Consider the following 23,033-nt stretch of genomic DNA (forward strand, 5'->3'; position numbering starts at 1 on the left):
CGGAAATTCCTTGACGCCCTCGAGAAGCTCGATCGAAGTGTGACGCAAAGCTAGCCCGAGGCACAGGCCGAGGAGCCACCTGGCGATGAGCGAGCGCAATTGCCGGCTGCTCCCCCACGACCAATCGCCCGGAGGAACCGTCCTCGGCGAAAACGATTGTGCACGCGTGAGGGGAGCTCGGGCGTGAGATGTACCCTATCGGGACGTCCTTATTAGTCAGGCACCCCTACGATGAGACCGCGGACGTTCAGTTTGGAGATACTGCAATGGAATGGGGACTGTGAAGTGGTTCAACGCGGCCCAGGGTTACGGCTTCATCCAGCCGGAAGACGGAGGCGCTGACGTCTTCGTTCACATCAGCGCGGTCGAAAAAGCCAGCTACATCAAATGCTGCATGTGGGCGATATCGTGAACGTCGAGTGTCTTGCAGCTGGGCGTCTGCATATCAAACTACCAAGGGCTGTTCAGCGAATTCACCGATCACATGCGTGTCGGCTTCGCCATCGCAGGCTTCATCTTTCCGGACGGCTTCGTTGCCGAAGACGAACGTCCCGCTTTCGCTCACGCGGTTTGCCGCAGTACGGCCTATACGGTTCGCGAATTCATTTCGGATATTTATGTCGTGATCAGCATGGGCAAATTTCCCAACTTTGGATCAGAGCGTGCCGAGGACCTTCAGGACGTGTCGCCGTTCCTTGCGAGGATTGCTGGTAAATTGTCGTTCCCGAAGGAAGGTGCCGACGTCTGACGCTCTCGCCCAGATCGATGAACCGCGGGCCTTCAACTCTGCCCTGTCGACCCTCGCGTCGGCCAAAAACCACTACGTCTGGTCCCATCGAGCAGAAAGACGGCGAACGTTGAGCAATCAACGCTGATTATCGTCATTGCTGGAGTGCTAGCGGGAGTTCTGCCGATCAGCTGGGGCAAGCATGGCAATCGCAGGCGCGGCCACCGCGGTCATCGCCGGCGGCGACCGCAGAGGGCCCGGCACCGCCTGGCTTCCACGTTGTTCACATATTTGCAAATGAGTTGAGGTTCTAATGTCGTTCATCTATCGCCCTATGCTCAAGACGAAAACGGGTGAGGCCGCTGCCCTGCTCCAGTTGGGCGCGCCCCAGCGCGACAGGATCGAACCTGTCTTCCACGTCGGAGAAAGGCCACCGGCAAACTTTGTGGCGCGCATGGCGGCCGCGTGGTCAAGCCGAAGATGCTTCTTGGACGGAGCGTTCAACTTCAATGTCAGCGGCGGCCCGCAAGCCTTCAGCAGCATGCTCCGAGCTCTCGTCGCGGCTGGCGTGCAGGTAATTCCTGTAATCGAGCTCGGCGCCGCAACCGCCTACAATCAGGCTGCGCGTTCCCACGTCGGGCGAGGCGGTCCGGGCGCCATGCTGAAATGCACGGCAAGCCAGCTGTCCGGAGCGGCAGCGTTCGCGCAGCAGCTGCAGCTCGCGCCTTCCGATGTTGATCTCCTGGTTGACGCGGGTCATGTGGCCGAGTTCGATCCCACATCTTTCGGGGGATACCTTGGCAGCATTCTGCAAGCGAACGCTCTGGGAACTCGTTGGAGGTCTCTCACGCTAGCGAGCTCGTCAGCTCCGAAAGATTTCGGCCAGCTTGGACCGGGCCTGACGGTTGTGCCGCGAATAGACTGGCTCACTTGGCGCCAGCTACCGCAAGGCAATCGACCTATCGACTACGCCGACTTCGGTATCTCGCATCGAGACTTGACCGAACCGCCAGGAATGGCCATGGCCGCGGCAACAGTGAGCGTGCGCTACACGATCGACGACAACTGGATTATGATCAAAGGAAAGCGCACTACGGGAGCGTCAGGCGTTCCAATGGGAGACCAATACCGGACGCACGCACGAACCCTGGTGCGGAGGCCTGAGTTCGGTGGACTGCCTGTTTGTTGGGCTGACCAAAGGATATCAACGATCGCAGGCACCCTCGGCGTGAGCGCTGGCGGAAGGGCTCAATGGGTCGAGATCAACGCCAACCGCCATTTCGCCTTTATCGTCGATCGACTTCCTTGACCAATTGGTCCGAGCTTTCAATACCTCACGAACCTCAAGCCTGATCACGTCGAGGGGTAGCTCCGCGGCCAACCGTCGGCATAGCTTCTCGACGGTGGCGCTGCGGTACCCCTTCGCGAGACCGCGGCGCTCCAACATCGCCAGGGCCTCTTGGCGCCAGAGCAGCCGCGCGACTTGCAGAGCGTCAACGGCGGGATTTGGGGAAGCCAGCCGCGTCTGCCGTAGGAGCACCTCGTCTCCCCCCGCAGAAGTCGCGACGAGCGTTCCCCACCAGGATGGCACGAGCTTTGCTGCCTTCTCCGCATGATGCTCGGCGACGACCAGCGTCACACGATCGAAAACCTGGCTGTAGAGCGCCTGCTGAGCCGGCAGCCGCGCGAGCGTGTCGCGGGCGCTTTTTATCTCGTACCCGCAAAGCTGGCCGTTGATTACTGCAAGGTCCACTCGGACGGAGCCAGCCCAAATACCCATCTCCTCGACGATGCGCGTTTGCGCGTCATCGCGGTGTTGTTCGTCGAGATCCCGCCGCAGGGCCTTTCGGACGTCGAAATCTCTCATCGCTCTTCCAATCAGCGTCCTGGTGGCCTGCATTAACGCACGTTGGGCGAGCAGTCTACAACACAGCGCTTAAACCCGACAGCGGTTCCGGATTGCAAACGCGGGACCGTATCCATGGGTCGGCCGTCAGTCACCGCCGCGCCGGCGCGTCCGTCGATGCTCCGGGATGAGCTGGAACCGCGGCTTCTAACGCGGCATCGACCTCGGGCCGCGCGGCGACGTAGCCGACGCGCGTTGGCTGGACGCGTAGCGCATTTTGAGGGGTATCCCCACCCTTGATACCCCGGAGACCTCGACGTTCAGAGCAGCCGCATCGGCTTCCAAGCCGCCTAGGAGAGTTGCGGTCACGCGCACCGCGGCCGAGTACGAGGCGGGCCGCGGGCAACGAGACTGGAGGGGTTGAGAAGACCAAATACACTTTCTGACGCTGCCCCACCCAGCTGCAAGGCACTGCGCGATGCTTCTGCAACGAGGTAAGTCAGTCAACGGCATCCGTCGTCTCCAAAGGGTTGGCCTTTTCCGAACGATTGTTGGTATCGTCGCAGCCCTGTTTAGGAGATACCAACAAGAAATCGCGGTAGCTGACGGAGGGGAGCGAAGGTCGACGTAAGGAAAAGCACCTTATTTTCTGGGAGCTAACCCGGGCGGCTGCTGCCGGAGCGGAGAGTAGCGAAGGCCGGGATAGTCAAATGGTGCCGGCTGCGGTCATTGAAACCGGCGCGCCTTGCGGGCTCCAGCGCTATCGCAAGCTGTCGGTTGAATCGTGCTCACCAGAAATTTCTGAAGCTAGATGGACGACGATTGAAAGGCGACCCCATCAAGGGCACTAATAGAATCAGCACCGAGTTAAAATCCTCCTTCTGCTCGAAACGGACCGTGCCGAGAAGGTTATGATCGACCCTCCTGCGCAACGATTTGTCGCGCGTTTGCACTGCGCATTCTGTCGACGTTCCAAGCCGTGCGACGTCGACTCTGATGCCTCAGTGCATCACCTCGTATCGTCGTCGGGGCGAACTTGGAGACGACCGAGACGGCGTTACCCTGATTCGAGTTTGATTTCCCCTGCGGCTTCGTGACCGGCGCGCCAAAGGCGCGATCGATGGGAATCATTGCGGGAACGGAACGAGTCGACACGAGACGCCTATTGCGGTTCGATCGGCGCAAATCGGCAGATGAGCACCAATACTGCGATTGGACTAAAGCCTGCTTTCATGCGGGTAGCGGGATAGCGGCAATGTCGGATCCAGAGGCTACCCTCGCCTCACATGCCCAGCAGGTCGCCGCTCGGGCCTCCCAACGGATCCTGCCTCCGTGCGACGAAGTGCCCTTCACCATTCGATGACGCCGCCGCGGCATCGCTGCAGCTAGTCGAGAGGCGAGATGTCGCGGGGCTGACGGATCGACAGCAGGGTTCCGGAGGCCTCACGATAATGTTTTGTCGATCCGGTCGCGCAGCCAATCGCCGACGAGCGAAATTGACAAAGTCGTGAGCGAGATGACCACCGAAGGCAGCACAAGGATCCAGGGAGCCCGGGTCAGATAGTCACGACCGTAGCCGACCATATTGCCAAGCGACGTAAGCGGCGGCTGCACTCCAAGTCCAAGAAAGCTAAGACCGCTCTCGAGCAGAATGACGTCCGGAAATGCGAGCGTCATGGTGACGATCAAGGTCGAGGCGATGTTCGGCAGGATGTGGCGCAGGTAGACGCACCATGGCCTTGCGCCAAGCTGGCGCACGGCGATCACATAGGCTTGCTCGTTGGCACTCATCGCGAGCGCGCGGGTGACGCGGGCGTAGCGTTCCCAACCGTGCAGACCAATGAGCCCCACGAAGAGGGGTAGAGAGTTCCCGAAAAAAGCAAGCACTGCGAGTGCCAAAACGAGAAACGGCATGCTTGCCTGGAAATCAACACAACCCAGGATAACCTGCTCTACCCCGCCGCGGAAATGAGCGGCCAAAATACCAAGCGTGATGCCAAGGACGGCGCCGATCAACGTCGCCCCGAAGGCAATAAGTAGGCTGATGCGGATCGATATGGCCAGTCGCGACAGCACGTCCCGGCCGAGCTCATCCGAACCGAAGGGATGCGCGATGGTTCCGCCGAGGCCAAGAGGCGCAGCAAGGCGATGATGAAGGTCGAGGGCTGCGTAGTCATAAGGGGCGAGGCGATCAGCAAAGAGGACGACAACAAGCATGAGGCATAGCCAGGCAACCGCTAATCCGATCGGGCTGTCCCCCCACCACCCCAGCCTGCGCATCCTCGAAGACGGCAGAACTTTCCCTGCGGAAATACTCGACACTTACCGCCTCCCAGAGCGCAAGTCGCGCAAACGTGGATCGAGCATGCCGTAGAGCAGATCGATCGTGACATTGGTGGTAATCATGGCGGCGGCCACGACCAGCAGGATGCACTGGACGACAGCCAAATCACGACTCGCAACTGAGACGACCAGCAGGCTGCCAATGCCTGGCCAGGAAAAAACGCTTTCGACGAGCACCGTTCCCGCGATGAGATTGCCAACCATGAAGCCGACGATGGTCAGCACCGCTATTGCCGCGTTGGGTAGAGCGTGGCCGGTCACGACGCGGGGCCAAGGCACACCCTTGGCGCTGGCGGCACGGATATAGGGCTGCCCAAGGACCTCGAGCATGGCGCTGCGGCTGAAGCGTGCCAAAACGGCCGCGCCCCCCAGACCGAGCGTGATGACAGGCAGCACCAGATGCTGCCAACCGCCGGCGCCCCCCGATGGGAACCAGGGAAGCTCGACTGCGAAAGCCAGTACGAACACGAGGCCAAGCACGAAAGATGGCACGGTGAAGCCCACGACCGCGACCATCATCACCAATCGATCCGCGATGCTATCTCGTTTGAGAGCAGCGTAGATGCCGGCTGGAATGCCGATCAAGAGATTGAGGATCAGCGCCGGCACCGTCAGCATCAGCGTGACAGGAATGCGCTCGGCGACGACGACAATCGCGGAACGGCCATCACGCATCGATTGGCCGAGATCTCCATGGACCACCGCAAAGAGATATCTGGCATATTGCACCCAGAGTGGCGCATCGAGTCCCCAGGCCCTTCGGAAGGCCTCGACCGCTTCCGCCGGGGTTTCCGGCGACAGCAATGCGCGGGCGGGATCGCCAGAGGCGCGCAGCACCACGAATGCGAATGTGACCACAATTGCTATGGTCAGCAACGCGCGCGCCAAGCGGACCGCTATGAAGCGAGCCATCATGCCTCCTTGTTGAGTTCGCCACCATGGTCGCCGATCAGATGGCAGGCGACGCGGCGCCCGTCAGGAGCGGATCTGAGCGATGGTGCGAACCGCGCGCAAAGTGAAATCGCTACCGGGCAGCGAGGATGGAATGCGCAGCCGCCCGGTCGCGCAGCCGGATCGGGCGGATCTCCTTGCAGGATCGTGCGAGAGCGATGTTTCCCGGGCCTCGGCACCGCGGAAACGAGCGCCCGCGAGTAAGGATGCAAAGGATCCAGAAGAACCGCTTCAGAGGCGCCTTCCTCGACGATGGCGCCGAGATACATCACAGCAATCCGATCGCTGATCAGCCGGACGACCCGCAAATCATGGCTGATGAAGATCATCGCCATGTGCCGCCGCTCCTGCAGGTCGCGTAAAAGATTGATCACTTGCCCCTGGACCGAGACGTCGAGCGCCGATACTGGCTCATCGCAAACAATGAGTTCTGGATCGGTCGCAAGTGCACGAGCCAGGACGGCCCGCTGGCGCTGGCCCCCTGAAAGCTCATGCGGATAGCGCCTGAGGTGATCGGTCCTGAGCCCCACATCCGAAAGAAGCGCATTGACCCGCCCCTCTCGTTCTGACTTGCTGCCAAACCGATGAATTTCCAGCGGCTCGGCCACTTGCGCGCCGATCGTCAGGCGGGGATCGAGCGCAGCTAGCGGATCCTGAAACACCATTTGGATTCGCATCCTGAGCCGGCGCCAGCGAATATCGCCCATGGCAGGCAAAGCTTCTCCGCCGAAGGTCACCGTGCCGGCATCCGGTCGGTCCAGGCCGATCAGGAGCCGGCCCGTCGTGGACTTACCGCAGCCGGATTCGCCAACCAGTCCGAGCGTTTCGCCCCGACCCAGCCGCAGAGAGAGCCCATTGACCGCGCGGACCATCGCTGGAGGAGCGAAAAGGCCCTGTCGGAAGCGATAATTGCGGACAAGCCCATCGGCTTGGAGGATCGGAGGAGCACTCGCGCTCATGCAGCCGCGACCTCGCCTGCGGGCGGTTCGCTCGTGACGTGCAAGCAGGCAGCCCTGTGTCTGATGTCGCCATCCAGCGGGGCGAGCTCAATGGCCCATTCACTGCAGCGTCCGATCCGCCGATCGCAACGAGGGGCGAAAGGACAGCCTGGCGGCAATTCGGCTGCGTTTGGCACGACGCCCGGAATGGCAAAGAGGCGTTGCCGCGGCGCATCCAGACTTGGAAGAGCCGCAAGAAGACCTCTCGTATAGGGATGAGCAGGTTGGTCGAACAGACGGCAGGCCGGCAATTCTTCGACGATGTGCCCCCCGTAGAGGACCACGACGCGTTCACAGACCTCGCTGACGACGCCGAGATCATGCGAGATCAGGACCAGCGCCATGTCTGTCTCGCGCTGGATCTGCCGCAGAAGCTCAAGGATCTGCGCTTGGATAGTGACATCCAAGGCGGTGGTAGGTTCATCAGCGATCAAGATGTCGGGCTGCCCTGCGAGAGCCATGGCGATCATGACGCGCTGATTCTGCCCGCCGGATAATTCGTGGGGATAGGCGCCAAGGCGGCGCGCTGCATCGGGGATGCCGACCTGGTCGAGGAGACGTCGCGCTTCGGCGACCGCCGTGCGGTGGTCCATGCTGCGATGGAGGCGCAGGGCTTCAGAGATCTGATCGCTCACCGTGCGCACAGGATTAAGCGCGCTCGCCGGGTCCTGGAAGATCATGGCGATCTGCCCGCCGCGCACCTTGTCGAGGCGAGAGGCTGGCGCATGGAGCAGCTCCTCCCCGGCGAGGCGTACGCTGCCCGTTATTTTAGCGCGCCCCGTCAACAGTCCGAGCGCAGCAAGCCATGTCACGGATTTGCCGCAGCCGCTTTCGCCGACCATGCCCAGCGACTCGCCACGCCGTAAAGTGAGATCGATTCCGCGCAGCGTCGGCACACCGCCAAACGCCACACGCAATCCTGCGATCTGAAGAAGCGCCTCCATGCGAGCTCCCTGCCCTTCCCGCATCACAGGGATCGCATCAGGTCGGTTGGAACGCTGCCCTTGCCGCGGCAGGAGAGAAACGATGCTACAGCGGCATCCTCGGGTGGCAACTCCGCCGATATCAGGCGATCAGCGGCAAGCGTGCCTACCCAGCGGGGCAATTGCACGACAGGTGTGTGCGCGCGCCTGGGCCTGCTGGCATTGACAACGTCTGCAAAGGAGCCCGAACGCTCCCCAAATGAGAGCGTATCATGCGCTTCGGAACGACCGATGTTCGTGCAGCTTTCACATATGGGCCGGGCAGCCCCGACAGTCTTGACCTCGCATCTGATCTCAAGGCGCTCCGTCACTTGCCGGCGCGCTGTCAGATCGTGGGCGCAGTCCGGAGGCAGACTTGGATGAATGCGGCGCAGCGTCCGCGCCTCCCGGGCGGCGCGGCGCTCCCGTCGGATTATCGGCGAGACTTTGAACAGGATTGCAAGATCGCCTGCGGCAAGGTTGTCGTCAAACCAAGTCATCGCCAAAGACCTCTGGCCGAGGGCTAGCTCCAAAATGGGGCGATTGCTGTCGCACAATGCTCGATTCAAGGTGTGCCTCATCGCGATCAGGTCCGGATCAGAGCTCTGTTGAACGGGCCAAAATTGAGATCGAGCGTCAGCCCGGGCAGCCACGGCACGTCGCGACGCTTGCCATAGAACTGCCCCGACACGTGCAGGATCACGCAAGGCGGATCGACCTCATTGATGATCTCGAGCATGCGACGGATGATCGGCCGGCGCTGTTCGCTTTGGACGGTGTCTTGGAGCCTTGCGCCGAGCGCGAAATATTCCTCGTTCCTCCAGATTCCAATTGACTTTGGCAGGGTGCCGCTTGGACCGTATTCACGCCAGGGATGGCCGAGATGATCCAGAAAGAGTGCCGTATTGGACGTATCAAAGATGGCACGCACCGGCTGGCGCTGAATTTGCGCGAAGTTTTCCATCATCTGAAGTTTGACGTTCAGGCCAACCGCACGCCACATCTCGATCATGGTCTGCGCGCCAGAGACCTGATTGGGGTAGTAATTGTTGAGCAGACGATAGGTGATCTGCTCTCCCTTGTAGCCCGCTTCGGCCAGCAGCTCCTTGGCTTTGTCAGGATCATAGGTGAGCGACGGGAACTCGTGGATGTAGCCTTCGCCGTAGCTTGGCAACTGGTAACCGTTCGGAATCGGGAGCCGGTCCTCCCACAAGCTCTGCACGATCAGCTTGCGGTCGAGCGCAAGGCTCATCGCACGGCGGACACGCGCATCCTTCAGAACGGGATCGGTCTGATCGAAGACGAGCGAGCGGATATTCTGCACGGCACCACCCACGACCTCGAGATCTGGACGCTTCTGGATGCCCGCAAACTGGTCCGGCGGAATGTCAGTGGCAATGTCGAGCTCGTTGGCGAGGAGGCCGTTCACGCGCGCGGAAAGTTCGGGAATGATGCGGTATTCGATGCCATCGAACGGCGGCCGCCCGCCCCAATACGCATCGTGGGCGGCCAAAGAGACACGAATATCCAGCTTGTGATCGGCGAGCTTGTAGGGACCGCTTCCGACAGGGGCTGTGGTCCAGCGCTCCCACGAGCCCGCCGCCACGAAGGCGCGCTGACTGACGATCTCCGATCCCCAAGCGGCCAGACGCTGCTCAAGGAGCGCGTCAGCGCCCTTTGCATGCACAATGACGGTGTAAGGATCGACAATTTCGACCTTCTCGAGCCGATCAAGCGACTGAAGCGCCTCGGACATTCCGCTGCGTCCAGGCCCGAGCAGGTGGTCAGGGCCAAGGCTGAAGGCAACATCTTCGGCCGTCAAAGGCGCTCCGTCGTGGAAAGCCACTCCCTTGCGCAAGAACAGCCGCAACGACTGCGCATTGATCCGCTCCCAACGCTCAGCCAAGCTGGGCCGTAGCGCCATGTCGCGGGCGTGGTCGAAGGTGATCAGCGTATCGAAAAGCTGCGGCATGATCCGGCGAATGGCAGTATCGGTCGCGATGACTGGATCGAAGGATCGCGGAAATCCGGACATGCCGACCCGAAGGGGCGGACGCGTCAATGTCTTAGGCTCGCCCTCCGCAGCTCCGGCGCCGGTGCTTGCGAACGCGCTTGCGGCAACGGCGCCTGCGATCGCTTGCCGTCGCGTCAGATCAATAGGGTTCATCCCCGCCTCCGGTTCACTTTCCATGGATACGACTGTCACGCCGTGAATTCTTAAGGTTGGCGCGCAATTTGGCAGACCACTTAAGTTGGCGATTGTGTTATTCAGGCATATTCGCGATCGTGCGCGACCTTAAAAACCTGAACTGATACGGCAGGATGACGTTCATCGAATAAGTCGATGTAAGCTTGCGAACATGCGATGGTCGGCGCTCCTGGCGCAGGCTGATGAAGAGGACAATCTGGGACGCAAGTTGCTGCGCGAGCGCCCAACAAAGCCGCACGAAGAACGATAGAGTTATCGCAGTCTCCATTATTTTATCCAAAGCCGCGATCGGTTCGTTTGGCCGTTCGCTTTCGGATAGATCCCCACGAAAACGCTCATTCGAACTCGTAGAATATGGTGTGTTGTCTCTCGTTTCAGAACGCCTCAAGGTGGCCCGTCCCTCTCAAACCGAGGTCATGACGGCTCGCGCGGCCGAGCTGCGCGATCACGGCGCCGATGTGATTTCGCTCAGCCAGGCGGGCCCGGATCTCGGCACGCCGCCAGCCCTCTGTGAAGCTGGCATCCGGGCAATCCGCGACGGGCAGACGAAATACCCAGCGGTCGCCGGAATCAAGCCACTGCGGCAAGCTATTCGCGAGAGCCTATATCGCGATCATGGGCTCGACTACGGTATTGACCAGATCACGGTGGGCTGCGGCGCCAAGCAGGTTGTGTTCAACGCATTATTCGCCAGCCTTGATCCGGGCGACGAGGCTGTGATCCCGACGCCGTGCTGGGTCTCCTGTCCAGACATGGTGTGGGCGTCCAGCCTCGAGCCGTCAGCGCTTTGTGGGCTGCCCGACATGCGCCTGATTTCGATGACACAGCACTTGGACACGCTGCGGGCGATGGCCGGATGCATGAGGCTGCCGATCGTTGGCGATATACGGGCTATGGCAATGCGTTCAATGTCATCAATGCTATCACGGAATAGATGCTAGCGCGTCCTGGGCGCCACGTCCGGAAGCATTCTTCAGGCGCCTTTGCATCAACGCTCACGCGCGCCTCGGTCACCAGACTGCAAAAGGCATGTGGGACGATCAGGCCATGCTCTAGTCCCTCCAGCACAGCCAAATAGCACTAGGCCTACGGAGATGCGGCCAGCCATGTTTTGGGCTGGCCCTCCGCCGAGAGCGGACCGCACTCGACGGCCTGCCGCTCGAACAGACTGCGATAGATGCCGTCGGGTTGCAAGATCAGTGCCGAATGCGCGCCCTGCTCGACGATCTCGCCGCGATCGAACACCAGGATGCGGTCGAGGCCGCGCACCGTCGACAGGCGGTGTGCGATGACGATCGAGGTGCGGTCCTTCATCAGCCGTTCCATCGCCTCTTGGATCAGCGCTTCCGATTCCGAATCCAGGCTCGACGTCGCCTCGTCCAGGACCAACACTGGCGCGTCAACCAAAAACGCGCGCGCCAGCGCAATGCGCTGCCGCTCGCCGCCGGACAGATTTACGCCGCGCTCACCCACCAGCGTGCCGTAGCCGTTGGGCGATCGTATGATGAAGTCATGCGCATTGGCGAGCCTTGCCGCCTGCTTGATCGCCGCCATGCTGGCGCCGGGGCGGCCATAGGCGATGTTTTCAGCCAGCGAGCGGTGAAACAGGATCGGCTCCTGTTCCACGATCGCGATCTGGCTGCGCAGCGACCGCTGCGTTGCTTTCGCAATGTCTTGGCCGTCGATCAGGATTCGGCCGCCGGAGACGTTATAGAGCCGCTGAAGCAGCTTGACGAAGGTGGTCTTGCCGGAGCCGGAGCGCCCCACCAGAGCGATCCGCTCGCCGGCGCGGATCTTGATCGACAGTCCATCGTAGAGCGGCACGCGATCCCCGTCATAGAGGAAGGTGACGTTCTCGAAGGTGATCCTCCCGCTCTCAATGACGATCGGCTTGGCGTGGGGGCCATCGACAATGCCGATCGGCTCGCCGTAGATACTAACCAGTTCCTCCATGTCGTTCACCGAGCGCTGCAGATTGTTGATGTGCATCCCGACATCACGCAAATAGCCGTGGATGATGAAATAGCTTGTCAACACATAGGTGACGTCGCCCGGAGAGGTCCGCCCCGCCGTCCACAGCAGGATGGCGCCGCCGATCACCGAAGCACGAAAGCACAAGAGCATTATGAGCTGCACCGTGCCCGTGCCGTTGGAGCGCAGCCACGTGCGCTGCACCCGCGCCCGCCAGCGTCTAATGACACCGTCAAGCCGCGCATCCTCGCGCGCCTCAGCACCGAAAGACTTCACCACTGTATTGCACGTGAGCGCATCTGCTAGCGTGCCGCTGACTTTGCTGTCCCAGGTGTTGGAGACGCGCGCCGCTGGCGCGATGTAGCCGATCGTGAATGCCATCGTCATGGCGACATAGATCACTGCGCCGAGGCCGAACACGGCTCCGAGCTCGGGCCAATGCAGGCCGAGCAGGATTGTCGAGCCCACCAGCACCGCGAACGACGGCAACAATGCCATCAAGATCGTATGATTAAGCAGGTCGACCGCCCACATGCCGCGGGTGATCTTGCGTACGGTCGAGCCTGCGAACGAGTTTGCGTGCCAGTCGGTCGAGAAGCGCTGCACGCGCATGAAGGCCCCACGGGCCACATCTGACATGGTCTTCAGCGTGAACGGCACGATCGCCTGCAAGCCCGTAAATCGCAATATAATCGAGAGCAGACCAACCGCGAGGGTACCAACGAACGCAAGCAGTGCCGCATCTCGCGCCGCTTGGTCGGAGGGAACCGACGTCAATGCATCCACCAGACGGCCGGAATAGACTGGCATAAACAGGTCGGCGGCCGTCGCTCCTAAGAAGTCGACGAGGATAATCGTGGCACGACCGGGCTGCTTCAGCCAGTGCTCCAATACAAACGGGAGAACCAGGCCGATTGCGGCGGGTCGTTTTTCATCTTGACTGGTCATGGCAGCAGGGATTTGTGACGCACACGGTACAAAAACCGCTCGATCCAAGCCCGGTCCCTAATACTTGGCGGCCGTCCGCGCGCTAGGGATGGGGATAAGTGCTCGGAGTCTGGGAGCTGCAGCCGAACTCTTCTATCCATTTCATCATTCTCCGCGCAAGCGCTTAGCCGAAGCCTCACGCTTTGCGAGCTCCTCCAGCTGAGAGCATCGATCTGAGCCATCGGCCAGCTTCGCGCGATCCGAGCCTGTCTGAGCCAGGTAGGCGGGATCGGCGTCGCTCATCTGTGCCCCTGCAGAAGCGTTGGGATGACCACTTCGCCCGCCCTCGGCCATGGCTGTACGCAAGGAGTGCATTTTGATAAGGGAGTGTTCAGCAAATGACCCGCCAGAGACTTTGCGTCATGGGACCGGACGCGACCTCACTTGGAAGATCACCCTCGCGTCGATCCGGCCTCGCAAACGATCCACCGCCATGCTCGTGGATCGTTAATTGCCGATGCCCCAGCGGATGACTAGTCGAATTGAAAAGTGAGCAGCTCAGATCGTTACCCTTTTTCATCTTTGCTCCTCCGGCGCTAGCGCTTTGGTACTTTGCGACGCTCCGCGCTGCGGAGTCGCACAAAGAGCCCCATAGCACGCCTTCTGACCGTTGTAGTTGGCCAGCGCTTGGACCGATACCGCCATAACCTGCTGTTTCAGTTCGTTCGGGATAGGCCAGCGACTCCAGCATCACCTCGATCAACTCGATGGCGCGATCCTTATTGCTGCTCTCGTAATAGTACTGAGCGACCGCCGGATAAGACAGGAACTTAGGGGCCTCGCCGCGTTGCGGAGGATTTACCGCCAAAATGTGTTCGGATAACTCCTTGCCCATCGCAAAGCGCTCGCCCTGCGGCAAATGAGAGTTGTCATTCGCCGGATTAAAGAGTTGGCGCATCGCTCCGGCCATCCACAGCGCGGATTTTTTGTTCACCGCATCACGAACAAATTGGCGCATCACCGGCATGCCGGCCTGCAAGTCGTGCATTTTGTGAAGCAACAGATCCGCATCTAGCACCCGGAAGCTCACGTCATCCGGCAGAACAGCGACGGCTTCTTCGACCACCGAAAGCGCCTTCGCCCAATCCTGTGCCTTCATAGCCGGCATCAGTTTGGCGAAGATGGGCATTGTGCGTTTGCCCTCCGCGATCCGCTCTGCATCGGCGGCTTTCGCTTCATCGGTGATGCGCCAGCTGCCGGTCAGAATCTTCGGCAAAACGTGATCGAGTCGCGTCGGCGAACCGAAAGGCGATGCGGCCATCGCGGTCGACCACGAACGAGGTGGGAATCCCGACAGAAAAGCTGGACTCCATCCAAAGCTTGTCCATTTCGCGTGTGTAGTTGAACCCGATCCGATAGTTGAGATTCGGCAACTTTTCGGTCAACCATGCGTCCAACTTGGTTGCGGCCTCTTGCGCTGTTCGAGCGCGTTCACGAGCTGCTATTCCGATGACCTCAACCCTGTATTTCTCTTGCAGCTGTACGAGATCGGACAGCGCCGCCACACATGGCGGCGCACCAAGTTGCCCAAAATTCAACTATGTACACTTTCCCGGGCTGGAAGCTCGTAAGGGGCTGACCACGCAGCCAGTTCGCCACCTTGATCGGAGGAGCTGGGGATTCTGGCCCAGCGCCATGTTACTCTCCAAAGTTATTGTCAGAGGTTGGGCGACGTATTGCGCTAGCTGATCTTTGATTGCCACTGCGATCGAGAGGGGTGGTGCATTAGTGTAGATGGGCTGCCGAGCGAGATCCGCAGCAGATCTCGGTGCCGGCTGCGCTAAGCGCAACGACACACAAAGCCACAAGCAACAAGCTCTTTCTCTTACGCGCGGACCACATCGGTTCAAGGACGGAGAGCATTGCTGATCTCGCGTTTGCCGCGCTCAGCACTTTCAGTACTGCTGAACCCTAGTAGCAACGTCCGTGCCAGCATCGTCTGCGCGGATTAAGTATCTAACTGCGCATGAAAAGCTCAACTGCACTTCACGGCGACCGGCGTTTCGAATCGGACGGACTTTGTGCCGCTGTCGGACTTTGAACAAGAATTGCGCACTTGGCGCCGTCAGAAAACTGATTTGATGTTGTGAACCGCCGAACGGAAACTTGGTATCTCTTAGCAAACAGGATTAGGCGAGCGACAATTTAGATCGGGCCCGAACGAACCAGAGTCCGCAAACCGTGGACGCGTGTTCTGGTCGATGACGGTAGAACCATGCGCGGGGCACTGCAGACGGTGCCGTGCATAGGGTACGCTTTGAAACTGCAGTGCTTCCCATCACGCCTAGCGCTTCCTGCACCAAAACTGGCACTTCGATTAGTCTGCTGTCCAGCCGCGTGTATCAGCGGTTGCCGGCGCCCCTATCGACTTCGAAAGTGGTACCCCTGGTATCGAAGCAGATGCCGCCTATCGCGTCGACAGAGCTAAGGTTTCACAGGTTTTTTTGCGGCGCGAAGTAGGTCGTCTTCAACGCGAATGTTGCAACTCTATGCAGCTGTCGAGGCGCTGTCTGATCGCGGGTCATTCGAGGCAATTCGTGCGCATTTCCGCAAGGCTCCGAACTTATTGTCGCTAAGCTGAACCTGGCTGAAGGACCATCGCCTTGCCTGGCGCATTCTACCTTTTTCCTACTGCGCCGGTTGATCGGCAAACACGCGGCGGTCGGCAAGGTGACAATGATTGATACCCATGTTCGCCATGTATCTTCTCGATGCGTTTGGGTCCCGGTGGTGCCGCCCCGGCGGCTTCCTAGTCGCGCGCTACATCCGCATCTGTCATGCGGAGGGAGCAACAATTCGGTAACTCGCATCGAATGATTCGATCGAAACCACCAATTTAGCGATCTTTTTATGTTGGTTATAGCCTGTGGTTTGATGGCCGTCGAAATGGCTGCCTTCGCGCATGAGAGCTCGTGCGCTTGTGGCTTACAATGTGCGCCGGATCCGCGTCCTGCGCGGTATTCCGCAGGAGCAATTGGCCTATGATGCAGGTGTTGATCGCTCCTACATGAGTGGCCTCGAGCGCCAACAGGCGAACCCGACAGTCGATCTTCTCGATCGCCTTGCCGACACGCTCGGCGTTGCTGTCTCCGACCTGTTTGTTCGGCCATCCAAGGGTGCCCCGCCACCCGCGACCTTACCTAAAGGTCGAAAGCCAAAAGCGGCACGCAGCAAAAGGACATAGCCGCCCTGACTGCAGCGAAGGAAGAGCTTGGGCGTGACCAGTTATCAATGCGCTCCCACGCGGATTTTGTGCGCAACTGCGGGTTGCTTCGCCGCAATCCCGCTATGGACATCGAATAATATGATGGATGTTCATTCTGGCGCCGGAGCAGACAATGGCGGCTCAAAACGATGAAGTTCCTTTGAATGCCATCCGCGCTTTTGTGACTGTCGCACGCGAAGGCAGCGTCACGCGCGCAGCCACCGCTTTGGGAACAACGCAGAGTTCGGTCAGCCGCTATTTGTCTGTACTGCGGGACTATTTAGGTGCTGACCTCATCGAGCGGCGAGGCCGCCGTAGTGATTTGACCGAGTTCGGAAGACTATTTGCTAACGCAGTCTCTGAACCGCTCGAGACAGTCGGCTTCACCGCAAAGAGAATGCGGCGGCGGGCGGCCGCAGGAACCAATCGGATTGTCGTCCGCACGTCACTATCGACCTTTGCTTTCTCTTTTCTGATTCCAAATCTGCAGGCGTTTTCTTCTGAAGCGGGCGGCGTTATCGTGGACGTCGTGAGCTCGCTCTCGCCGCCGACATCTTCGGATGATTTCGATATTTTGATTACACGCGACCTTTCCGTCATCGAACCCGCCGACAGTTGGGAGATCTACAATGAGGAGCTGGTATGCGTCGGCCCGCCAAATCTGGTCGCGGGCAGAGAGCTCTCGATCGTTCGCTCAACCCCGATACTAAACATCACATCACGTCCCGACATCCTGCCGACATGGCTGAGGGCCATGAACCTGTCCTCAAACGACATACGAGCGGGCGCGCGCTATGATCACAACTATCTTGCTCTGCCGGCAGTCATGACAGGAAAATGCCTTCTTGTCGCACCGGAAATTCTCGTCAGCGACCTCGTGCGAGGGGGCGCTTTGCAAGTCATCGCCGGCTCACGCGCTCCAAGTGGCATGCAATATCGCGCCTATGCTGTGGATCGAAGCGAGCATCCCGAGATCTCTCGCTCGTTTTGCCGGTGGGTCGCTCGCCTTTGCAAGAAGGCAGCACTTGCGCAGGCTGCCTGAAGACTAGCAGGCGCCCTCAATCCGGTACAACTCGAGATCGATGCATGGCCCGCTATTTCAAGTCGAGAGCACTCGACTTGAGCACACCATCCGAGCAGGGTCGTCAAACCCTTACGAAGATAGCGCCTCTCTGTTGCAGCTATCCAGACGCTCAAGTCTGAGAGATCGGAACGCAAAGATCTCATCCTATCCGCGATCTTGATCGCTTAATAGCTCATGAACTGTCCTTCCTGCGTCTGCCCTTGTGGAAGAATGCGTGGCAGCGAACGCGGATGAGACGCCGCCCCAGTTTTAAAAGTCGAATGGTTCGGCTGCGCAAATCGTCTGTTTTCCAGCCCCGTTCAGCAATACGATGGCTTCCGAACAGGCCTTGCGCGATTTGGCGGTAGCTATTTCCCTCCTGCCATCCATCCAGTGCGCGCAGCGCGAGTATCTGCCGACGCTGCTTCAAAGCTGGCAAAGCAAGAGGAGGCGTCCCGAGCGGCCGATGTTCAAGCGCAAGCCACAATCGACGTGCGGCCTGCACGCGAAGCTCGAAATTCGCATCGAGCGGCAGATCGAGGACGACAGCAGACCCACCCAGTGGAAGCTTGCTCAGCCAAAGGCGATGCTTTGCTCCCCCGAGCGTCACGATTGCATGCCATCCGTCCGGCGCGCGACGAAGCACGCTGCCCGGCAGATTGGCGAAATCGAGCTTGCAGCTTTTGGGCGCCACGCAGTTGGCTGCCCGCACATGAAGGACGGTCGGCAGCACCTCGGGTGCCCAGAACACTGCTTGTTTGTCGAAAGTCTCTTCCGGATCAGCTGGAAAACGAGAGCCCCCACTTGCGTCGGAACTGGCCCGCCGCTGCGCTTGAACGTTCGCGGCGAGACAACCGCCTATAATCCTCTTGGTAGTCGCGATCTCGGCGCAGCCACTCCCAGGCCAGGTCGGCCGCTTCTGCGCTCTTGAGGCCGCTATATGCCTCCTCAGATCTCCAGTCAGTATTCGGCATCTCTCCATTTCCCGCATGATCTTCACAGGCGGTGAACTGCAGCCGATGATTGTGGCGCTTTACTGCTGCATACGCACCGTGTGCCCGTTTGGCATGCACTTAATCGATGGCAAGATCATCTTTTGCGATTGCTGGAATTCTGTTGATCCTGCGACCCGCCCTGTTCAAGTCAACCACCTCGGAGCAGATCACGATAGCCTTGACCCGCTAGCCACTTGGCGCGAGCCAGGTGACTTTCGAAGCTGCGTCGCGCCCGGTCCGGTTCTAGGGCCGTGTCAAGTCGCAGCACAATGCGCGATTTCGGGCCAATCTGCCTTGTCAGCGTTGGCATCGAGAGCTCGCATGTAGGTGATAGCGTGCTCCTTGTCATATGACGAGAGCTCGTGCGCGCTAGGCGCCAAATCTGCGATCTTCGGAGTTGAAAAATCTATCGAAATCGGAGCAACGATAACGGACTTGGAGCCATTTTGGTACGGCTCGAATCGTCGCGGCCCCAAGCTATTTTTCCCTAACGTCGTAACTGCGACCGCATATCGGCTCACAATGACCTGATGACTCCATTCTGAGCCTTTGCTCTTTGCTCGGCGCTGGATCTATTCGCGGTCCATACCGCCACTGATCGCAGATTTGCCACACAGCTTAAGCCGTCCTTGCTCTTTACGTTCCCGGAACGGAATGGATGTCTGACGTTTTCCCGCGCGCTGGCGAAAGGCCACTCCCAAAGTTAGCCAAGCGAAATAAATTCGCTCCTTTCGAGCTCCAGCTGATCGCCACTCCATCTGGGCGCGCCGCCCGAAAAAGCCGCGTTCCCTCTGGGACATTTTGCTCTCCCGCCAGTAGCGAGCTGTCGCCCGTGAGCGCGCCTGTGATGGGTGATGGCATTCGAAAACTACAAACTCCACTAATCTCCCGTCTCTCGGTGGCCTGCTCCGTAGCAGCAAGCATGTCAGGAGAGCAAAGGGCTTGTGTGAGCTTACCGCAATAGCGTGGCTATAACCGGTGGTTTCATAATCGTCAGAATGGCTGTCTTTGCTCATGAACGCTCGTGCGCTTCTGGCCTGGAATGTGCGCCGGATCCAGAGCGCGGCATTCCGCAAGACCAATTGGCCTATGATGCCGGGATCGACCGCTCACGGCGCATTGAGCAGAAGAAAGAGAACCCGACCATTGATCTTATGGACCGTATCGCCGCGACTTTCGGTATTCACTTGTCTGAATTGTTCGCTGAGCCGCCAAGGGTGGATCCTGTCCCTGAGCGTGGTGTAGCTGGCAGCGGGTCACCGCGTTCGCCGCCATGGCCGGACTGATCAGCTGGCGATAGCCTGAAGGCTGACGGTTGGATTATCGCTCAATGGCGCGGTGGTTTCCAGCGTCATGTAACGGGCGCGCCGGACGGCCCATTCATCATTCTGTTCGAGAAGGATCGCGCCGATGAGGCGGACAATCGCGTCCTCATTGCGGAAGATGCCGACGACCTCGGTCCGGCGCTTGTTCTCGCCGTTGAGGCGCTGGATCGGGTTGGTCGAGTGCGGGTTAACGCCCCGGCGATACCAATCTGGCGAGGCTGATCGGGTGGGACGGATCACAAAAATCGGAGATGGAGAGACGCGCACAGCCTTGTTCGAAGCTACCAACGTCGTTCTCAGGCCATCAACCCGATGGTCTCCGATGAAGGCCTGGGCGGTACGTGTTGCCCACCGGCAAGGAAGCAAGCGTGCGAAGGTCACGCTGGCCAGAAAGATGGCTGTCATCCTTCACCGAATGTGGGTTGATGGAACCCAATTCCGATGGACGACGGTGGCGTAAGGACGCCATCGCCCCCCAAGAGACGCCCGTCGCGGGGCGTGGGGATGGTCGAGTTCGTATGATCTGTCGTGGGCGTCCGCCCTCCAGGTCGGGTGACTACGCCGAAGAGCTTGAACCGACCATTCAACCGAATCCCATAGTGTGGCGGTTTTGCCGACCACGAACAGGAGCGAGGTACCCGCGGCAGCGGTCTTAAGGGATTGACAGAAGCAGACCGAATACAGAAGCAGATCATCGGGATTTTGAAGGAGCACGAAGCTGGCGTTTCGGTCCCCGATCTGTGCCGCAAGCATGGCGTCAGTGACGCCAGCATCTACAAATGGAAGGCAAAATTCGGCGGGATGGAGGTATCGGAGGCCAAGCGGCTGAAACCATGGAGGACGAGAACACACGGCTGAAGCGGCTCTTGGAGACGCCATACTGGATAATGCGGCCTTGAAAGATCTCCTGGGAAAGAAATGGTGATGACCGCTGCCAAGCGGAAAGCTGTCGCCCATCTCGTGAACGTCTACGGAATGAGCGAACGGCGGGCCTGTAAAGCCATCAGCTGCTGCCGCATGACGATGAGATACAAGGCGACCCGCGCAGATGATGCCGGCCTTCGCCAGCGCATGAGGGCGATCGCCCAGGAACGTCGCCGTTTCGGTTACCGACGCCTGCACGTACTGCTCAATCGGGAGCGTTGTCTGGTCAACCACAAGAAGCTCTTCCAGCTCTACCGGGAAGAGAGGCTCGCGGTACGCCGCCGTGGTGTCCGCAAACGGGCAATTGGGACCAGGGGGCCGACGATGGCGCTGATGGCCCCAACGATCGTTGGTCGCTCGACTTCGTGTCGGATCAGCTCACCGACGGCCGTCGCTTTCGCATTCTGACCTCCTCGTTGCGAGAGCGCGATCGACTGCCGCTCAGGGCCGAACGGGTCGCGGCGTTCTCTTGTCTCAGTAACGAGCGCACCACTCCAGAACTGTGATGCGCGCTTTCCATAGCCGCAAACATCAATTTTGGACAACGTTCTGTATCATGCGTGCAATTCCGCGACCGTACAGAATCAAACAGACGCTTTTTGCGCCGGTAGCCCAATCTTCAGTTGCGGACGAGTTCTGACGTTTTCCCGCTGTTTGGTTTTCGACAACATCGTCAGAGATAACACTCTGATCTGCTTCCAATTGAAGTTTTCAGCACCACTTGGTTAGTTAGAGAGAGGGCAACGTTGGCACGCCGGTTGCTACGAATAATTCAGCAACACTGAGTGATTCCGTCGGTCCCACGTATGTCACAGCGGCAAGCCCGTGCTACGGGGATCCGAGCACTGTCTTCGCGACAATAACGAGATACCACGTTCGACATGCCCCTCGCCCCTTGATAGCGATCAAAGTTTCAATGGCGGGAGCTAGTTCGATGCTCGTCTGTCTAATTGACTAGGAGAAGTTGATGAGATTGCTTATTCTTACAAACACCCTCGATTGCCTAGGTGAAAACGATGCGCCCATCAGCAACGCTTTTCGCCGCCGTGACTACGAGGTCGTTCTCGGTGAGCTGAATTCAATCGCGTTAGATAACTATCGTCCCTTCACACGAGGAGTGCTCGTACCGAAAACTGGCGAGCCGTATCATCCCGGCTGTGCGGCACTGGGGGATCGTGGCACCTACTTCTTCGACGAATGCCAGCTGATCTGGGTGTTAAACCATCCGCAGGAACGCGTCGCTCGCGATATCTGGCAATTGCTCTGGCTGGCTTCCCAGCACACTGCCTTCGTTAACAGCGTGGAAGGATTGATATTTCTCAATCCTAAGCACGCGTTGGGCCATATCGTCCCAAAAGAAAACAGAGCTCCTTCTTATATCTCGAATGATTTCTCATTTCTCTGGGAATGCTATCGGCAGCGCTCAGATCAACGCTGGGTGGCCAAGCCGCCGAACTCCACGTGTGGACAAAACGTCTTCCTACTTCCTCCGGATGGAACGAACGTCCGAGCAATCCTCCAATGCCTTACCGGAAACGCTGTCGTGCAAGACATCTACGGAGATCTCGGCGGATTCCAAGCAGAGTACGCCGTTCTTCAACGGTTTATCCCTGAAGTAGCCAGAGGCGAAAAACGCGTCATCGTTGTTTGCGGGAAGGCAGTTGCCTGGCATGGCCGCCAAGCGAATGCAGAGGACCATAGGTCAAATATAGTGCTGGGAGGAAAGCTCATCTCGGTCGACTTGGATTCCGCTGAAATAGAATTGGCCGAGTTGATCGGTCGAAAGCTCATGACATATGGTGTTAATTTCGTCGGGATAGATTTGGCTTACCCCTATGTAATTGAAGTTAATCTCGTGAACCCCGGGGGGCTATATGACGCCCAATTAGTTACTGGAGTAGATCCCTCAGACCGAGTTGCGGGATTGGTCATTACTCATTTCAAGAAGTAGATTCTCCCGATGTGCGCACTTGCCGGATCGCTCCGCCGACGCCAGAGAATGTTCTGAAAATGACTTATTAGCACGGCCGTTTTTTTCTGGATTCGCGATCGCGGCGAGGTCACGGTACTCCTTCGTGCTGACCTGCCATTGAATTTTCATCCAGCGGCAGTTAGAGTTTCGGGGTTTTGTGCGCCAAGTGGCGCGGTGGAGCAACGGACGATCGGCGGAGGCTGCGCAGCCGGTCGTCCGTTGCGGTGAGGTGGGTCAGGTATTTCAGCGACGAGTGAGGCCGCTGGAGATTGTAGTCGGCAACCCAGTTCGCGATCTTGGCACGAGCATCGTCAAGTTCGAAGAACAGGGTCTCGTTGAGCAGTTCGTCGCGCATTCGGCCATTGAAGCTCTCGACAAAGCCGTTCTGCATCGGCTTTCCTGGTGCGATGAAGTGCCAGTCGATGGCTGCGTCCTTGCACCAGGCGAGCATGGCGTTGCAGGTGAACTCGGTGCCATGGTCGGACACGATCATTCCTGGCTTGCCGCGCCGCTCGACGATCGCCGTCAGTTCGCGGGCCACGCGCCGCCCCGAGA

Annotated in this window: 19 protein-coding genes and 5 pseudogenes; 10 read left to right on the plus strand and 14 right to left on the minus strand. The window is 59.3% G+C overall.

Going from position 1 to position 23,033, the window contains the following annotated elements:
• Positions 1-271 precede the first annotated feature (271 nt).
• The 3 genes and pseudogenes from BM374_RS36705 to BM374_RS40415 all read left to right on the plus strand — a co-directional run.
• Positions 272-376: pseudogene (locus BM374_RS36705) on the plus strand (cold-shock protein); the annotation flags it as partial.
• Between the two features lie 48 nt (positions 377-424).
• On the plus strand, positions 425-748 hold the full coding sequence (locus tag BM374_RS36710; protein ID WP_092303727.1) for a hypothetical protein: 324 nt from the start codon (positions 425-427) through the stop codon (positions 746-748).
• A gap of 313 nt (positions 749-1,061) precedes the next feature.
• On the plus strand, positions 1,062-2,036 hold the full coding sequence (locus BM374_RS40415; protein ID WP_502689496.1) for a beta family protein: 975 nt from the start codon (positions 1,062-1,064) through the stop codon (positions 2,034-2,036).
• Here the strand turns inward: BM374_RS40415 and BM374_RS36720 are convergent.
• The 7 genes from BM374_RS36720 to BM374_RS36750 form a co-directional block, all read right to left on the minus strand.
• Entirely contained in the window at positions 1,932-2,594 is a 663-nt protein-coding gene (locus tag BM374_RS36720; protein WP_143270345.1) for a sce7726 family protein, read from the minus strand. The two genes, BM374_RS40415 and BM374_RS36720, sit on opposite strands and share 105 nt — an antisense overlap.
• A gap of 1,422 nt (positions 2,595-4,016) precedes the next feature.
• Positions 4,017-4,853: an ABC transporter permease gene (locus tag BM374_RS36725; protein ID WP_092303731.1), complete on the minus strand. Its 837-nt coding sequence runs from the start codon at positions 4,851-4,853 to the stop codon at positions 4,017-4,019.
• A 42-nt stretch (positions 4,854-4,895) separates the two neighbouring features.
• Positions 4,896-5,828, minus strand: coding sequence for an ABC transporter permease (locus BM374_RS36730; protein ID WP_177248799.1), 933 nt, complete (start codon positions 5,826-5,828; stop codon positions 4,896-4,898).
• Entirely contained in the window at positions 5,828-6,826 is a 999-nt protein-coding gene (locus BM374_RS36735; protein WP_092303735.1) for an ABC transporter ATP-binding protein, read from the minus strand. The genes BM374_RS36730 and BM374_RS36735 overlap by 1 nt, the downstream gene beginning before the upstream one ends.
• Entirely contained in the window at positions 6,823-7,809 is a 987-nt protein-coding gene (locus BM374_RS36740) for an ABC transporter ATP-binding protein (protein ID WP_092303737.1), read from the minus strand. Before BM374_RS36740 ends, BM374_RS36735 begins: the two co-directional genes overlap by 4 nt.
• Positions 7,810-7,832: 23 nt before the next feature.
• On the minus strand, positions 7,833-8,327 hold the full coding sequence (locus BM374_RS36745) for a hypothetical protein (RefSeq protein WP_143270346.1): 495 nt from the start codon (positions 8,325-8,327) through the stop codon (positions 7,833-7,835).
• A gap of 86 nt (positions 8,328-8,413) precedes the next feature.
• Positions 8,414-9,994 carry an ABC transporter substrate-binding protein gene (locus BM374_RS36750; RefSeq protein ID WP_092303753.1) on the minus strand — a complete coding sequence of 527 codons (1,581 nt, stop codon included), beginning with the start codon at positions 9,992-9,994 and terminating at the stop codon, positions 8,414-8,416.
• Positions 9,995-10,218: 224 nt separating this feature from the next.
• On the opposite strand from BM374_RS36750, the gene BM374_RS36760 reads away from it, so the two are divergent.
• The gene (locus tag BM374_RS36760; protein WP_244552848.1) at positions 10,219-10,977 is read left to right on the plus strand and encodes an aminotransferase class I/II-fold pyridoxal phosphate-dependent enzyme; all 759 of its coding nucleotides are present in this window, start codon (positions 10,219-10,221) and stop codon (positions 10,975-10,977) included.
• Between the two features lie 145 nt (positions 10,978-11,122).
• Here the strand turns inward: BM374_RS36760 and BM374_RS36765 are convergent, their stop codons facing one another.
• The 3 genes from BM374_RS36765 to BM374_RS40210 all read right to left on the minus strand — a co-directional run bounded on the left by BM374_RS36765 (position 11,123) and on the right by BM374_RS40210 (position 14,532).
• A complete protein-coding gene (locus BM374_RS36765) occupies positions 11,123-12,955 on the minus strand; it encodes an ABC transporter ATP-binding protein (RefSeq protein ID WP_092303742.1) in 1,833 nt (610 codons plus the stop codon).
• Positions 12,956-13,325: 370 nt separating this feature from the next.
• Positions 13,326-14,210, minus strand: coding sequence for a hypothetical protein (locus tag BM374_RS40205; protein WP_349510024.1), 885 nt, complete (start codon positions 14,208-14,210; stop codon positions 13,326-13,328).
• Entirely contained in the window at positions 14,170-14,532 is a 363-nt protein-coding gene (locus tag BM374_RS40210) for a TlpA disulfide reductase family protein (RefSeq protein WP_349510025.1), read from the minus strand. Before BM374_RS40210 ends, BM374_RS40205 begins: the two co-directional genes overlap by 41 nt.
• A gap of 1,364 nt (positions 14,533-15,896) precedes the next feature.
• Here BM374_RS40210 and BM374_RS36775 point away from each other — a divergent pair.
• Together BM374_RS36775 and BM374_RS36780 are read left to right on the plus strand one after the other, a co-directional pair.
• On the plus strand, positions 15,897-16,178 hold the full coding sequence (locus tag BM374_RS36775; RefSeq protein ID WP_092303744.1) for a helix-turn-helix domain-containing protein: 282 nt from the start codon (positions 15,897-15,899) through the stop codon (positions 16,176-16,178).
• A 127-nt stretch (positions 16,179-16,305) separates the two neighbouring features.
• Complete coding sequence (locus tag BM374_RS36780; RefSeq protein WP_092303746.1) at positions 16,306-17,241, plus strand: LysR family transcriptional regulator; 936 nt, start codon at positions 16,306-16,308, stop codon at positions 17,239-17,241.
• Positions 17,242-17,455: 214 nt separating this feature from the next.
• On the opposite strand, the gene BM374_RS36785 is transcribed toward BM374_RS36780, so the two are convergent.
• On the minus strand, positions 17,456-17,995 hold the full coding sequence (locus BM374_RS36785) for a DUF2285 domain-containing protein (protein ID WP_092303755.1): 540 nt from the start codon (positions 17,993-17,995) through the stop codon (positions 17,456-17,458).
• Positions 17,996-18,041: 46 nt separating this feature from the next.
• On the minus strand, positions 18,042-18,236 hold the full coding sequence (locus tag BM374_RS40420) for a transcriptional regulator domain-containing protein (protein WP_373568198.1): 195 nt from the start codon (positions 18,234-18,236) through the stop codon (positions 18,042-18,044).
• A 1,019-nt stretch (positions 18,237-19,255) separates the two neighbouring features.
• Between BM374_RS40420 and BM374_RS36795 the strand changes: the two genes are divergently transcribed.
• The gene (locus tag BM374_RS36795; RefSeq protein WP_244552849.1) at positions 19,256-19,543 is read left to right on the plus strand and encodes a helix-turn-helix transcriptional regulator; all 288 of its coding nucleotides are present in this window, start codon (positions 19,256-19,258) and stop codon (positions 19,541-19,543) included.
• Here BM374_RS36795 and BM374_RS36800 read toward each other — a convergent pair.
• Positions 19,544-19,765: pseudogene (locus BM374_RS36800) on the minus strand (transposase); the annotation flags it as partial.
• A 1-nt stretch (position 19,766) separates the two neighbouring features.
• On the opposite strand from BM374_RS36800, the pseudogene BM374_RS36805 reads away from it, so the two are divergent.
• The 3 genes and pseudogenes from BM374_RS36805 to BM374_RS36815 form a co-directional block, all read left to right on the plus strand.
• A pseudogene (locus BM374_RS36805) lies at positions 19,767-20,042 on the plus strand (transposase); the annotation flags it as partial.
• Between the two features lie 200 nt (positions 20,043-20,242).
• A pseudogene (locus tag BM374_RS36810) lies at positions 20,243-20,916 on the plus strand (transposase); the annotation flags it as partial.
• 557 nt (positions 20,917-21,473) lie between these two features.
• Positions 21,474-22,457 carry an ATP-grasp domain-containing protein gene (locus BM374_RS36815; protein ID WP_092303748.1) on the plus strand — a complete coding sequence of 328 codons (984 nt, stop codon included), beginning with the start codon at positions 21,474-21,476 and terminating at the stop codon, positions 22,455-22,457.
• A gap of 146 nt (positions 22,458-22,603) precedes the next feature.
• Here the strand turns inward: BM374_RS36815 and BM374_RS36820 are convergent.
• Positions 22,604-23,033: pseudogene (locus BM374_RS36820) on the minus strand (integrase core domain-containing protein); the annotation flags it as partial.

It is taken from the genome of Bradyrhizobium sp. Ghvi, assembly GCF_900115265.1.
Taxonomy (GTDB): Bacteria; Pseudomonadota; Alphaproteobacteria; order Rhizobiales; family Xanthobacteraceae; genus Bradyrhizobium.